We start from the raw sequence: 15,146 nt of genomic DNA on the forward strand, positions 1-15,146 counted from the left end.
TGGCTTTACCCGTTATGTAACTTTCCTATGAAATCGTCTGTATGGCTTCGTCCAGCATCCCTCCTTAGCTTTTCAACTTTATTTCTGGGTTCCGGTTCCTTTTCAACTACCGGTCATGGTAACAAGGGTAGCTCACCCGTGGGTAAGCGGCTTTTGCCTGCCATGAAGGATACCGCCTTCTCATGGTATTCCGGGATATTCACCCGAATACCTTCCACGAAGGTTGGGTAATCCGCTATATTTTGTATTTTTCGCCCGCTTTTCCTTAACAATCACATCAATATTAACCCTTTATGCGTAAACACCTGTTGGCCTTAACAACCGTATCGGTTGTTATTTTTTTGCTTGCCTGTAATCGAAGTATCGTCAACCTCGATTATACCAATGCCAAAGGGGAAGTACATTCCCTCGGTAACCTGGTATTCCGCTTCGATCAGGCACTGGTAGCCGATTCACTCCTGAATCAATGGGACTCTACGGATTATGTTGACTTCGAGCCCAAGATCCCCGGCCGCTTCCGTTGGGAAGCACCCGATCAGCTTGTATTCTCCCCGGCCCGCCCGCTACCGCCGGCCACCAGTTTCAAGGCTACTATCAATAACGACGTACTCCAGCACAGCAAGTATGGAAAGATCGGTAAGGCCGAAGATCTTGCCTTCTCTACGCCATTCCTGCAGTTGGATAATACCAATGTAACGTGGACACTCACGGATGAACGCAGCACCAATGCCATCCCGCAGGTAGACCTCTATTTCAATTACCCCGTCAACCCGGCAACGATCAAGGAAAAGCTGAAGCTGGAGATCGGTGGTAAAATAGCCAATTATGATGTGATCACGCTTTCGAACGATAGCAAGGTTTCTTTACGCGTATTGGGTATAAAAGCAGAAGACAAAGACCTCGATGCGGTGGTGACGCTCGACAAGGGACTTATTCCCGAGGGTGGCACCAACGGTACCAAAGAGGCCATCGAAAACAAACTGACCATTCCTTCCCCCTTCAACCTGAGCATTAATGATGTTACGGCCGAACATGATGGTACCGGCGGTACGGTCTATGTACGCACCAGCCAACAGGTGCTGCTCGACGGACTTGCCGCACGCATTCAATTTGATCCTGCCGTAAAATTCACTGTGCAGGAAATGGAAGATGGCTTCAGCATAAGCGGTGATGGATTCGATGCTGATAAAACCTATAGCCTTAAATTATTGAAAGGCTTACGTGGTAAGATCGGCGGCGTATTGCGTGAGGAATACAACGGCAATGTGGCCTTCGGTGAGCTGGAGCCTTCTCTCAGCTTTGCCAACGGCAAAGGAGTTTACCTGTCGGCCAAAGGCAGTCAGAATATTGAAGTGAAGATCATCAATATACCAAAGGTAAAAGTGATCATATCCAAGATATACGAAAGCAACCTGTTGTTTGCACAGCGCTATGGTTACTACCCCAAAGATTCGCGCCGGGATTCGGACGAAGAAGAATATTACGAGGAAGACTACGGTAGCAGCGATGTATCGATGGGCGATGTGGTATTTGAAAAAGAGATCGAAACACGCACCCTGCCCAAATTCGGCAACAGCCGCCTGTTTACTTTTAATGTAGACGACCGCCTGCCCGATTTCAAAGGTATCTACCATATCAAGATACGATCCACTACCGACTACTGGGTCAATGATAGCCGGTTCATCTCCAAATCTGACCTGGGTCTCATCGCCAAAGAAGGCAAGGATAAACTCTATGTATTTGCCAATAGTATTAAATCGGCCGCTGCAGTAAATGGCGTGAATGTGATTGCCTACGGCGGCAACAACCAGGTACTGGGTATGGGCACCACCAATGCCGAGGGCGTGGCCGAACTGGCGCTCACCCGCAAGGAGTTTGCAGGTTTCCGCCCCGCCATGATCATCGCCAAAACAGCTGATGATTTCAACTACCTGCCCTTCAATACCACGCGGGTGAACACTTCGCGTTTCGAAGTAGGCGGTAAAAGAAGCAACAGCACCGGTATGGACGCCTTTATTTATGCCGAAAGGGATATTTACAGGCCAGGAGAGAAAGTGAATTTTTCAGTGATCCTGCGCGACAAGCAATGGAAATCGCCCGGTGAACTGCCCGTGAAGATGAGGTTCCTGATGCCCAATGGTAAGGAACTGAAGAACTTCCGGAAGTCACTCAATGCCCAGGGCTCCCTGGAAGCTGATGTAGATATAGCCGTATCGGCCATTACCGGCAGCTACACCCTCGAGGTATACACCTCCAATGATGTGCTGCTCGGAACAAAGAACTTCAGCATTGAAGAGTTTGTGCCCGACAGGATCAAGGTATCGGCCAAACTGGACAAACCTTCGCTGGCGCCTGGTGCTTCAACCACTTTAAGCATCAATGCGCTCAATTTCTTCGGGCCTCCGGCTGCCAACCGCAACTACGAGGCAGAGATACAGACCAAGGTGAAATACTTCAGTCCGAAAAAGTTCAACAGGTTCAGCTTTGGTCTCGAGAACCAGGGATTGTCGTTCGACAATGTGGTGAAAGAAGGCAGCACCGACGACAATGGTAATGCCTCCATCAGCTATTCGGTGCCCGATATCTATGCTAATAAAGGATTGTTGCAGGCTACTTTTTTTGCTACTGTATTTGACGAAACGGGCCGCCCCGTAAGCCGCAGCACCTCGGCCGATATCTTTACCCAAAATGTGTTCTTCGGCGTAGGCAATGATGGATATTATTACTATCCACTCAATCAGCAGGTCCGCTTCCCCATCATAGCGCTCGACAAAAACGAAAATGTAGCGAGCAGCAAGGCCGATGTGAAAGTGATCAAACATGAATACCGCACCATCTTGCGCAAAGAAGGGAATTACTTCCGCTATGAGTCGCAGCAGGAAGACCGGATCGTATCGCAGCAGCAACTTTCTGTAACAGGTGAAGCGACCGCCTATTCTTTTGTGCCCCGCTCGCCGGGCAATTATGAGTTGCGTGTATCAATTCCCGGCGCATCGAGCTATGTAAGTACTTCATTCTACAGCTACGGCTCCTGGGGTGGAGATAACAGCTCGTTCGAAGTGGATGCTGAAGGCAATATCGATATCGAGCTGGATAAATCGACCTATCAAACTGGCGAGAGCGCTAAGGTATTGTTCAAAACACCTTTCAGCGGCCGCATGCTGGTGACCATGGAAACCGATAAAGTCGTTTCTTATCAATATGTAAATGTGGAGAATCGTACCGCTTCGGTCGATCTGAAATTGTCGGCTGAGCACCTGCCCAACGTATATGTTACAGCTACCCTGATCAAGCCACATGAATTGAGTGAAATTCCGCTCACTGTAGCACATGGCTTCAAGAGCATCCGCGTAGAAGAAAACGATCGCAAGATCGCCGTTCAAATAGATGCTCAGAAGTCTGTAAGGTCACGTACCCACCAAACCGTGAAAGTGAAAGCCACACCGGGCAGCTTCGTAACCCTTGCTGCGGTAGACAATGGTGTGTTGCAGGTAAGTGATTTTAAAACGCCCGATCCGTATGGATACTTCTATGCCCCCAAATCGCTGGAAGTGCAGGCTTATGATATGTACCCCCTGCTGTTTCCCGAGCTGCGTGCCCGCCTCAGCAGCACCGGTGGTGACGGCGACCTGGAAATGAACAAGCGTACGAACCCCATGCCCGCCAAGCGCGTGAAGATCGTTTCTTACTGGAGCGGTATCGCCAAAGCCGATGGCAGTGGCAATGCGAGCTTCGAATTCGATATTCCTCAGTTTAGTGGCGAAGTACGTCTGATGGCTGTTGCTTATAAAGACGAAAGCTTCGGCAGCACCGAGTCGGCGATTACTGTGGCAGACCCGTTGGTATTGAGTACGGCCCTGCCAAGGTTCCTGAGCCCCGGCGATACGGCCACCGTGCCGGTGATCATTACCAATACGACGGCGAAGAGTACGTCGGCTACCGCAACGTTGAATGTAAGCGGACCGCTCAAGGTAATAGGTGATAGCCGTCAATCAGTATCACTTAATGCCAATAGTGAGAACCGCGCTGTATTCCAGATCGTGGCGGCGCCTGCTGTTAATGTGGGTAAGGTGTCGGTTGAAGTGCAGGGACTGGGCGAAAAATTCAATGACGAAACCGAGATCGGTGTGCGTCCTGCCTCTCCTTTGCAGGTGCAAACGGGTGCAGGAACTATTTCGGGTGGCAATACACAACGGGTTAGCATACCGCTCAATGATTTCATGCCGGGCAGTTCAAGTTATCAACTGGTGGTGAGCCGCAGCCCTGCCCTCGAACTGGGCAAGCAATTGCGGTACCTGGTACAATATCCATATGGCTGTACGGAGCAAACCGTATCGGCCGCCTTCCCGCAATTGTATTATGATGATATGATGCAGCAGATGAATCCGAAAAAGGCCGGCGGATCGGGCGCTAATTATAATGTGCTAGAAGCGATCCGCAAGATCAAGCTGCGGCAGTTGCACACCGGCGGTGTTACCCTGTGGGATGGTGAGGGCACCGAGCAGTGGTGGACCTCTGTATATGCTGCACACTTCCTGATCGAAGCACAGAAGGCAGGGTTCGATGTAGATAAGAGCCTGTTGAACGGACTTACCAGTTTCATGAACAACCGACTCAAGAACCGGGAAACGATCAGCTATTATTATAACCAGAAAGAGCAAAAGAAGATAGCACCCAAAGAGGTGGCTTATAGCTTGTATGTGCTTGCATTGGCCGGTAAACCGAATGTATCGGTCATGAACTATTACAAGGCCAATCCTTCCTTGTTGAGCCTGGATAGTAAATACCTGCTGAGCGTAGCGTATGCCATTGCAGGCGATAAAACGAAGTTCAGGGAAATGTTACCAACCTCCTTTGCCGGCGAAGAATCGGTGGCGCAAACAGGCGGCAGTTTCTACTCCGATATCCGGGATGAGGCGGTTGCGCTCAATGCGTTGCTGGATGTAGATCCCGGCAATGGGCAGGTACCGGTAATGACGTCGCATGTAGCTACCAAGCTCAAGCAGCGCACCTGGTTCAGCACGCAGGAATGTTCATTCAGTTTCCTGGCACTGGGCAAACAGGCAAGGGCTGCCAACAAAGCCACTGTAACGGCCGAGGTGAAAGTGAATGGTAAAACCGTAGGAAAAGCGGAGACTAATACCCTCAAATTGAATGCACAGCAATTGGGCAGCAATAATGTGGAGATCGTCACCAAGGGAGAAGGTCGCCTTTATTATTTCTGGGAGAGCGAAGGGATTAGTGTAAGCGGCAGCTATAAAGAGGAAGACAATTATATCCGGGTGCGCCGCAAGTTCTTCGACCGTTACGGTCGTGCCGTTACGGGTAATACCTTTAAGCAGAACGACCTGGTGATTGTGCAGCTTAGTTTGGAAAAAGCCTATAATGGCGATGTAGAGAATATCGTGATCACCGATCTGCTGCCTGCCGGCTTCGAGATCGAGAACCCCCGTACCAGGGAAATACCGGGTATGGACTGGATCAAGGATGCTTCCACACCAACCTACCTGGACGTGCGTGATGACCGGATCAATTTGTTTGTTGATCTTAGGAGCGGTCGCCAGACATACTATTATGCCGTACGCGCCGTATCTCCGGGCTTGTACCGCATGGGGCCTGTGAGTGCCGACGCCATGTACAATGGAGAATACCATTCTTATAATGGTGCGGGTGTGATCAGGGTGACTCAATAAAAATCAAGCGTTGTGATAAATTACAGGGCCAATAACCAGGTGGGCAGTGCCACCGGTTATTGGCCCTGGTTTTTGATAGGATGTTTACGTGCCGTTTCATGTACCTTTGAGCTCTTTGCTCCCAGCTATGAATGAACTACGTCCTTTGTTAACGACCTACGCCTACAATATCATGGGCTCCCTCGAAGAGGCGAAAGACATTGTACAGGATGCCTTCCTCAAATTTATCCCTATCGACAGCGATAGGATAGAAGATAAAAAGAACTACCTCATCCGCACGGTGGTCAACCTGGCCATCAACGCCAAGAAAAGGCAGCAGAAAACGGTGTCGGAATATGTAGGCCCCTGGCTGCCCGAACCTGTTGCCACAGAAAGAGCCGATTCGGCAGTCATCCAGAAAGAAGTGTTATCCTATTCATTGATGGTATTGCTGGAAAAGCTCAATGTAAAACAAAGGGCCGTCTTCATCTTAAAGGAGGCCTTCGACTACGACCACGATGAAATTGCCCAGGTACTCGATATCACGGCCGAAAACTCGAGGAAGTTATTGAGCAGAGCGCGTGAGCAATTGCAAAAAGGAACACCCATCGCACATAAACCAGTCGAAGCCGATTACATCAACAAGTACCTGACTGTAATTCAACAGGGTGATACCAGGCAGCTGGAACAGCTGTTTCATGATGAGATCACGCTTGTCTCCGACGGTGGCGGTAAAGCGGTGGCAGCTACCAGGCCGTTGCTGGGTATTAAGTCGGTGATCAGCTTTTTGCAAGGTGTGTACAATAAGACCTATCAGAAGCTGCGCTGTGAAGTGGGGCATGTTAACCACGAACCTGCCTTGTTTTATTATTTGGAGGGACAATTGGTTACCTGCCAGATATTTGTGATCGAAGAGGGGCAGGTGGCCAATATCTATTTCATGCGTAATCCCGATAAACTGAAATTCCTTCAAAAATAATTGGTTCCGGTTGTCACGTTTTTTCCTCCTGGTTTGTTTTCTATACATAAATCATAAAAACAAACAGTTATGGAAAGGATTTCATATTCCTCGTTGCCCAACGGATTGTACCAGGTAATGGCCAATGTAGAAGTATACCTGGCTAAGTGTGGACTTGATCATAAGTTCCTGGAGCTCATCAAATTCAGGGTTTCACAGATTAACAATTGTGCGTATTGTCTCGATATGCATTACAAAGAAGCGATCCATGCAGGTGAAACACCTTTGCGTTTGATCTCTGTATCGGCCTGGCGCGAAACGCCTTATTATACGCCCGCAGAGCAGGCTGCACTCGAATTCGCTGAAGTGCTTACGCATATGCCAGCCGAACAACACAGTGATCATCTGCATGATGAACTGAACAAGTATTTTACCAAAGATGAAATTGCCAACCTTACGTTAGCCATTGCGCAGATCAATTCCTGGAACAGGCTTACCCGTTCATTCGGTGCGGTGCCCGGTAATTACAAAGTAAAGGAACGCCCTGTAACTGCTTAATGCAGGAAGATGGCGGTATGAAAGATCACCGGGACGGTTACTTCCGGTGAACCGCCTGATAGCCATGGATTAACAATCTTTCTGCCAATGATCGATAACTACTGCACGTAATTATCGGTCATTGGCATTTTTGCGGGCCATTTGTAATTTACCCCCATTCATCCGCCATTCGCTTCCATTGACTCAATTGCTGTAATCCGCATCTTTGAAATGGCCGATCTTTGTAGCTCCCTCCTGATCATCCGCCATACTAATTACTGCGAAGAGGATTTTTTCACCAACAATATTGGTAAAGGTTTGTTGTTGGATACCACAACTGTTAAACCGAGAAAATATGAGTCGCAAAGAAAGGATCATTTTATTCATCCTGGCCTGTCTGAATTTTACCCATATCCTTGATTTCATGATCATGATGCCTTTGGGCAATTACCTGATGCCTTATTTCGGTATGTCGACAAAGTTCTTCAGTTTGATCGTGGCCGCCTATCCTGTCACCGCCTGTATCTCGGGGTTGATTGCTGCCTTCTATGTCGACCGGTTCGACAGGAAGAAAGTATTGCTCTTTGCCTATACCGGCTTTATTATAGGAACTATTTCCTGCGGTATTGCACCAGGACCAGGTTTGTTGATGGCTGCGCGGATCCTCACAGGACTGTTTGGTGGTTTGATCGGCGCGCAGGTGTTGTCGATCATTGCAGATATTTTCCCCTATGAAAAACGTGGACAGGCCATGGGTACTATCTTTATGGCATTTTCAGTAGCATCGATAGCGGGCGTACCTTTTAGTTTATACCTCGCCAGTTTGATCAGTTGGCATGCTCCTTTCATCTTTATCGGGATATTGGGTATTGCGCTGGTTCCTTTTATTATCCGGTTCCTGCCGCCGATGAAGATACATTTAGCGCCTGCAGGCGATACAACCGTAAAACCACCCGTTACCAAAGTACTGGGGGATATCATACGCAACAAACCGCAGATCACAGCTTTGTTCATGTCGGGCATCCTCTTCATGGGGCATTTTATGATCATTCCGTTTATTAACCCGTACATGGAATTCAATATGGGGTTTTCGAAAACGCAAACCCCTTTGATCTATATGATCGGTGGTAGCTTTACACTGGTGTCGTCGTTCCTGATCGGGAAGCTGTCTGACAAATATGGCAAGTTTCGCATCTTCACCATTTGCCTGTTCTGCTCGCTGGTGCCGGTGTTGTTCATCACCAATATGCCGGCTATACCTTTCGTGGGTGTACTGGCCATTTTTGCGATCTGGTTCGTATTTTCTTCCGGCCGCAATATTCCGGCACAAGCTATGATCACGACGGTAGTCAACCCGGCGCAGCGTGGTCAGTTTATGAGTTTCATTTCTTCCTTTCAACAACTGTTTACCGGACTAGCGTCGATCATTGCGGGTATGATCGTGGTGGAAGGTGCGCACGGAAAGATACAGCGCTATAGTTGGGTAGGTTACTTGAGTGTAACCATTGTTGCCAGTACTTTCTTTATTGCCCGCAGCCTGGCACGCCAGCAACAACTGCATTGAGTCAATGTCTTTGATCTGATTTTTCCTGATCAGGGTACCCCAATGATCAATAATGGGTTTTGTTGATCATTGCCTGTTTTTTGAAAGGCCATCACCACCGAATTGATACAATGGCCAGCTATTCCAGGCTGGCCCTTTCGGCAGACGATAAAGCCGATTGGGCGCCGATGCGCTTACTGGCGATCTCGCGGCCGCGTTTGTTGTAAGTCTTCAGGCCAACAAGCCTGCCCGATGCCGAATAGTATTTCCAGGTGTCCTGTTTAACTCCGCGATGATAAGCACCGGTAGAGCGCATATCGCCCTGGTTAATCCATTCTTCCCATACTCCTTCGCGCAGCCCATTGGTGTAATAGCCTGAATCTTTCATGTTGCCATTGGGATAGAAATTCATGTACAGGCCATGATGCAGGCATTCGGTGAACGGCGGTAAATAAGGATGCAGACCTTTTAATACATTTTGCTCTACGCGGTCTTCGATATTGCGGGGTGCAATAATTTGCGGATTGGCTGCATTGACGGCAAGCGTTACATATGAATACGTAGGGGTGAGTAATAGCCAGGCATAGGATGGGTCCGATTTCGCGATATCCGTTACCGCAAAGAAAGTCGCCTTGCCTCCCCGGCGTGGTATCTCATCTTTTATCCGGTGCATCAGGTAAGCATTGTAGGTGCGGATGGAACGTGGTTTGCCATTGTTGTACCAGCTTTTCCATTCACCATCGGGAACATTACGCACTAACCTGCCCGAATCGCACAACTGGCTGGGGTGATACCAACTCATCCAGGTGCCATGCAGACGCCCACGCTTGAAGCCCCCGGAAAACAACGTATCACCGCTCGCGGAAAATCCAATGAGCTGGCTTTGGTGCCGATGCTTTTTGTCTATAATGATTGGAGGCGAAGCGTGTGTTGTAGGATGCACCCCAATGGGCAATAACACCGATTTTGCAGAAATGGGCATAGTGTGTTGTTGCGCCTGAGTGGAAGGAGCAACAAGTAATGCCCATACCATAGGTATGAGTAAAAAGGTTTTCATGACATTGACAAGCTGGTACGCATTAAAGTTACGCCAGCTTATCGTGGAACGGACGCGTGTGCAAAAATATTAATACCTTTCTAATTCAGTTACAGACCTCCATGAGCCATTGAGGAGAATAAGAGCGGCATAAGAAAGGATGCGGATATTTAATAATGTGTAGGTTTTGAGTGTAGTTCCAACTAATTCCCGGCGATATTACCGGTAAAATGGTACTACATATTTCATTGGATAAGAAATTGGCCGGTTATGCGACATCGCAGGTGACCATTGAAGGGTGCGAAAAAAGCGTAATACTTCATCCGACATGGCCTTATGCGGTGAACTGGTAACCTTAAGCTCCTCCATTACTCCTGCAGCATTGACAATGTACTCTATCTCTACGTTGCCCTCGATATCCGACCGGTTCAACTCTTCGGGCCAAAATAAATGATCCATTACATACTTGTCGAAATCGAGGAATTTGCCCAGGGCTACCGGCGGCTTCAGGAGGGGGCAGGTATTGCCGGAGAAATTCCCTTGCTCGTCAAAACATTCCAACCTCTTTACTTTGTTACCGGCATATTGCTCTTTGGTGCTGCGATGACCGTTCTCCCGGAAATACTCCCAGTCGCCGTCTTGCAAACCTTTTTTATACGTGCCGAAAGATTCCTGTTTTCCATTGGCATACCACTCTTTCCACAGCCCTTCTTTAAGGTCGTCCACATAACTGCCTGAATCTTTGAGGTTGCCATTGGGGTGATAGGTCATTGAAACGCCTCGCAGAATGCCGACACTGGTATCGCCCGATAGCAGCGATGGTCTTCGTTCTGCGACCCGGTTGGCACGTACCACGGCCAACTGCGCTTTGTCGGTAGCATATTCGTGAGTGGCTGTTAGCTGCCCTTTTTCATTCCAGGTAAACCAGGTGCCGGTAAGATGGTTGTGGTAAAATACCCCTGAATCTTTTAGCTGTCCGTTGGTATGCCAGGATTTCCAGATGCCTTCCCGGATGTTATCGGTGTAATGCCCCTCTACCGCCTTGACATTTTTACGGTGATAGAGTGTAAATGGGCCGTTCTTCACCGTTAACTCCTCATCCCTGAACCATACCCGCAGTAACAGCGTAGTGTCTTCGTAAGCAGCTACCAGCTTCCAATAGTCTCCATCCCTGAAAGCCATAGCGGGGTAATCCATATTGGCCTTATTGGTGAGGGCCAGCCGGCTGTCGAGGTATTTACGGACCGTATCGCGCTGCTTTTTTTGTGCAGTAAGGCCGGTGGCAATACCCAGCAGCCATAAAAGAAGGAAGCAGGTTCTATACATACGGATGAAGATACATCATAGAAAAAAGTCGCGGTAGAGCTTACCGCGGCTTTTAACAGCTTTTTTAATTCGGCAAACGGTGGCCATTAGGGCAAAACCCGGTAAACGGGGTAACGCAGGTGGGCTGGCTCGTAATAAGGAGAATTTTTATATACGAAATCCAGCTGCGCTGCGGCGCTTTTGGCCAGGGTGGTATCCGTGGCTTTCCTTTCCTCCAGTTTGGTGCGCACCTCAGGGTGTGCTTTCAGGTATTCGGCGGCAATGTCTTCAAAAGCGTAGCCGCTGAATCCTTCTTTTTGCCCCAGGATGCCATCAAAATAGTTCCAGGCGAAGTAGGAATCGTCGGCCTGAGGTTCGAGCACTTCTATCAGGAACCGGTTAGCTTCCTGGTTCATGGGGATATATAAATCTCCCTTGCGGAAGCTGACCTTTTGAACACTGCTGCTCAGCTTCACGTCGCTGTTGAGATGGTGCATTTCATAAGGACGGGGTGAGGTTTTGTAGTCTTCGATGCGATACACTTCTACTTCGATGCTGGTGTCTTTCGCCAGTGGCTTCATTTGCACTTTGTTGATCTTTAGGAGATCGATGACGCGGGTCCAGCCCTGTGGAAGGATATAGGCGGCCGGTTTTCTGATGGTCGTCTTAGCGTCGAAATAGTTATAATATTTGAGCTGTTTTTCATAAGGCTTGCTGCGGTCATAATAAAGCCGTGGCAGACCGGATACCTCACTGGGTTTGCGTCCTGCTTCAAAACCCTTGAAGGTAACGGTGGCTGTTTTATCCCTGTTCAGTATCCAGCTGACCGGAAATTCGGTTTGCTGCTTCACGGATTGCTTGGTTTGCTCTCTCAGCTGTTTGATCGCAGCACTGTTGGTGGAGGCAAAAGCGATAAAGCTTTCCATCAGGGCATAGGTCGATTGTACGCGCTGTTCATAACTTTTCAGCATATGCGTTTCGGGTACAAAGGCAAAGGTGTGCCAAAGCGTAGCATAACCGCTGCTGTAGCGGGGCCCATCGAAGTAGGCGGTGAGACCGGCATCGGGCGTATTACCACCGAAGCTGACATAAGGTACTAAATCGTAACCCTTTTGTTTCATGAGGCTGTAAATGCCCGGTTCAAATTGTTTATTGAGGTATTCGCCCATGGCGCCGCCCAATTTGCTGTGCTGTGAGGATAACAGCGTCATGACGTGCTGGTAATCGGCTCCATTGCTGACGTGGTTGTCGACAAACACATCAGGGTCGGTGAGGTGGAATATTTCTGCAAAAGACCTGGCTTCGCGTGAGTCGCTCTTAATGAAGTCGCGGTTAAGGTCGAGGTTTTGGGAGTTGCCGCGAAAGCCAAACTCTTTAGGGCCGTTTTGGTCTACCCGGTAGAAAGCGCTGCGGTTGAGGCATCCGCCGATATTGTATACGGGGATAATGGCCAGCACTACATTGGCGGGCAGTGTTTTTTTACGGGTCACGATATCGCGCACGAGCAACATACTGGCATCGATACCATCGGGTTCGCCAGGATGAATGCCGTTGTTGATGAGTATGAAGCGGCGGTCTTTCTTTTTGAGACTGGTGATATTGACATCCTTGTCGGCGCTCACGATCACGAGGTGCAGGGGAAAGCCTGCATCAGTGAGGCCCATGGTTTGCATTTTTACCTGTGGAAACTTTTCGTCCAGCATTTTCCACCAGGCGATGGCTTCCTGGTAGGTGGGTGTTTCGAGGTGATTGGATTGTTCGTACCGGGTGTTGATGGTCTGCGCCCGGAGCAGGGATGGTGCAAAGGCTACAAGGATCAATAGAAGTTTTCTCATTGTTGTTACTTAAGGCATAAAAATAAGGCAGCCGCCTGGAATGAGCAGCGTAGTGTGGTTTAATTCATTTTAATGCAGGCCGACTATGATGACCGGTGTTGAATTATTATCTTTAAGCATAATATCAATCCATGGCCGTAGAAGCTGGTACCAATGAACACTGGGACTGGGAAGCCAATAGCACCACCAAATGGGTTTCCTTGTCATTTCGATCGCTCTGGGATTACCGTCACTTGCTGGCGCGCCTTGTGCGGCGCGAGTTTTTGATCAACTACCAGCAAACCATCCTGGGCCCCCTATGGGTAGTGCTGCAGCCCGCACTCACCTTGCTCGTGTATGTGCTGGTGTTTGGCAAATGGATGGGGGTGAATACGGGCACAGCGCCCCCGGTATTGTTCTTCTTGTGCGGCATCCTTCTGTGGGGCCTGTGCAACGACCTGTTTACCGGTACCGCTTTTATTTTCACGTATTATAGCTATTTATACAGTAAAGTGTATTTCCCCCGACTGATCATTCCTTTTTCCATAGCCGGCACCCACCTGGCCCGGTTTGCGATACAGGGCGTACTGCTGCTGGCGGTTTTTATGTATTTTGGATTATTCCGCCAGTATTCATTTGGCTTAAATTACTGGGTGCTTTTCCTTCCGGTGGCGATCTTGCTAACGGCTGCTTTCGCTTTATCGTTGGGGTTGATCTTTTCTATCCTTACCGCGCGGTATCGCGACCTGTCGAATATTGTGCACCTCGGTATCCGGCTGTTTATGTTCGTAACGCCAGTTATCTATCCATTGTCACTGGTGCCCGATAGCATCCGGTGGCTGGTGCAGATCAACCCGCTGTCTTCATTGTTTGAAGTATTCCGCTATGCTTTGCTGGGGCAGGGGCAGTTCACCACCAGCGGCTTGTGGTACAGCGCTACCTGTATCGTCATTCTATTTGTATTTGCATTGGCATGGTTCAATAAACAGGCCGCAAGGCTGATCGATGTAGTATGAGCAACGTTGTTATAGAAGCACAACATATATCGAAACGATACCGGTTGGGTCCTACCGGTACTGGCTCCATCAGGCAGGATGTTCAGCGATGGTGGCGGGGTAATGCCGATCCTTTTTTCCGGGAAAGGACGGATCCTGGAACGTTGTGGGCGTTGAAGGATATCGATTTTACGATGCAGCGCGGTGATATCTGGGGAATCGTCGGCGATAATGGTGCCGGCAAATCCACTCTCCTCAAGATTATTTCGCGCATCATTCAACCCACCACAGGCCGGGTACGTGGAAGGGGAACGGTGGGTAGTTTACTGGAGGTAGGAACAGGCTTTCATCCTGAACTCTCAGGCAGGGAGAACATATTCATCAGTGGCTATTTGCTGGGTATGAACAAAGCACGCGTCAAAGAGAAGTTCGACGAGATCGTTGCCTTCTCGGGCATTGAACAATTTATCGATACCCCGGTAAAAAGATATTCGTCCGGCATGTATGTGCGACTGGCGTTTTCTGTGGCTGCCCATCTTGAGCCGGATATCCTTATTATGGATGAGGTGCTGGCTGTGGGCGATACGTCATTCCAGAAGAAATGCCTCGATAAGATGAAAGAACTCTCAGGTGATGGGCAACGTACCATTTTATTTGTAAGCCATAATATGCAGGCGGTACATCATTTGTGCAAACAGGCCATGTGGCTGCAACGGGGGCAAATGGTGACCATAGGGTCGGCCACCGAGGTGGTAAACAGGTATGTTGGCAGTCTGCAACAGCACAAGCTGCGGCAACAGTGGGACGATCCAGCGTTGGCACCAGGGAATGAATTTGTAAGGATCATGTCGTTCGAATTGATCCCTGAGCTTGTGGAAGGGGCTGTTTCTATCGACGTTCGCACGTCCCTTACGGTGAAGTTCAGCATCCGCAACGAGGTGGCGGGGGCCTTACTCAATGCCGGGCTGCATCTATACAATTATGCCGGTGAGTGCATTTTTGATGTAGCATCGCCAGCTACAGCGTGTGCAGGCGGGCTGGTGCAGGGTGAATGCAAAATACCTGCTCATTTTCTCAATGACGGAGCTTATTATTTTTCGCTGATCATCGTGCGCGATACTTCCATACCGGTGTACTATCACGAGGGAGGCATACATTTTGAAGTGGCCGACTACCGGGAAAACACCAACTGGTATGGAAAATGGAAGGGTGCCGTAAGGCCTCAATTCCCTTTTAGTTTTGGAAGTGTATAAATTTATCTGTTCTGCTGAACGAAAAGCTATAGT

The 15,146-nt window shown here is 49.1% G+C and carries 9 protein-coding genes; 6 read left to right on the top strand and 3 right to left on the bottom strand.

The features are described from left to right. Positions 1-293 precede the first annotated feature (293 nt). The 4 genes from P2H89_RS13465 (at position 294) to P2H89_RS13480 (ending at position 8,731) form a co-directional block, all read left to right on the top strand. The gene (locus tag P2H89_RS13465; protein ID WP_275827569.1) at positions 294-5,693 is read left to right on the top strand and encodes an alpha-2-macroglobulin; all 5,400 of its coding nucleotides are present in this window, start codon (positions 294-296) and stop codon (positions 5,691-5,693) included. Positions 5,694-5,820: 127 nt separating this feature from the next. Then, complete coding sequence (locus P2H89_RS13470; protein WP_275827571.1) at positions 5,821-6,651, top strand: sigma-70 family RNA polymerase sigma factor; 831 nt, start codon at positions 5,821-5,823, stop codon at positions 6,649-6,651. Positions 6,652-6,720: 69 nt separating this feature from the next. Then, positions 6,721-7,188, top strand: a complete 468-nt coding sequence (locus tag P2H89_RS13475; RefSeq protein ID WP_275827573.1) for a carboxymuconolactone decarboxylase family protein — start codon at positions 6,721-6,723, stop codon at positions 7,186-7,188. A 334-nt stretch (positions 7,189-7,522) separates the two neighbouring features. Next, complete coding sequence (locus tag P2H89_RS13480; RefSeq protein WP_275827575.1) at positions 7,523-8,731, top strand: MFS transporter; 1,209 nt, start codon at positions 7,523-7,525, stop codon at positions 8,729-8,731. Positions 8,732-8,849: 118 nt separating this feature from the next. Here the strand turns inward: P2H89_RS13480 and P2H89_RS13485 are convergent, their stop codons facing one another. The 3 genes from P2H89_RS13485 to P2H89_RS13495 all read right to left on the bottom strand — a co-directional run bounded on the left by P2H89_RS13485 (position 8,850) and on the right by P2H89_RS13495 (position 12,886). Further along, the gene (locus tag P2H89_RS13485; RefSeq protein WP_275827577.1) at positions 8,850-9,692 is read right to left on the bottom strand and encodes a hypothetical protein; all 843 of its coding nucleotides are present in this window, start codon (positions 9,690-9,692) and stop codon (positions 8,850-8,852) included. 273 nt (positions 9,693-9,965) lie between these two features. Next, entirely contained in the window at positions 9,966-11,072 is a 1,107-nt protein-coding gene (locus P2H89_RS13490) for a TonB family protein (protein ID WP_275827579.1), read from the bottom strand. Between the two features lie 86 nt (positions 11,073-11,158). Further along, positions 11,159-12,886 carry a M14 family metallopeptidase gene (locus P2H89_RS13495; RefSeq protein WP_275827581.1) on the bottom strand — a complete coding sequence of 576 codons (1,728 nt, stop codon included), beginning with the start codon at positions 12,884-12,886 and terminating at the stop codon, positions 11,159-11,161. 131 nt (positions 12,887-13,017) lie between these two features. Here P2H89_RS13495 and P2H89_RS13500 point away from each other — a divergent pair, with 131 nt between their 5' ends. After that, entirely contained in the window at positions 13,018-13,881 is an 864-nt protein-coding gene (locus P2H89_RS13500; RefSeq protein ID WP_275827582.1) for an ABC transporter permease, read from the top strand. Next, entirely contained in the window at positions 13,878-15,113 is a 1,236-nt protein-coding gene (locus P2H89_RS13505) for an ABC transporter ATP-binding protein (RefSeq protein ID WP_275827584.1), read from the top strand. Before P2H89_RS13500 ends, P2H89_RS13505 begins: the two co-directional genes overlap by 4 nt. Positions 15,114-15,146 lie beyond the last annotated feature (33 nt).

The sequence above is a fragment of the Paraflavitalea sp. CAU 1676 genome (assembly GCF_029223285.1).
Classification (GTDB): Bacteria; Bacteroidota; Bacteroidia; order Chitinophagales; family Chitinophagaceae; genus Paraflavitalea.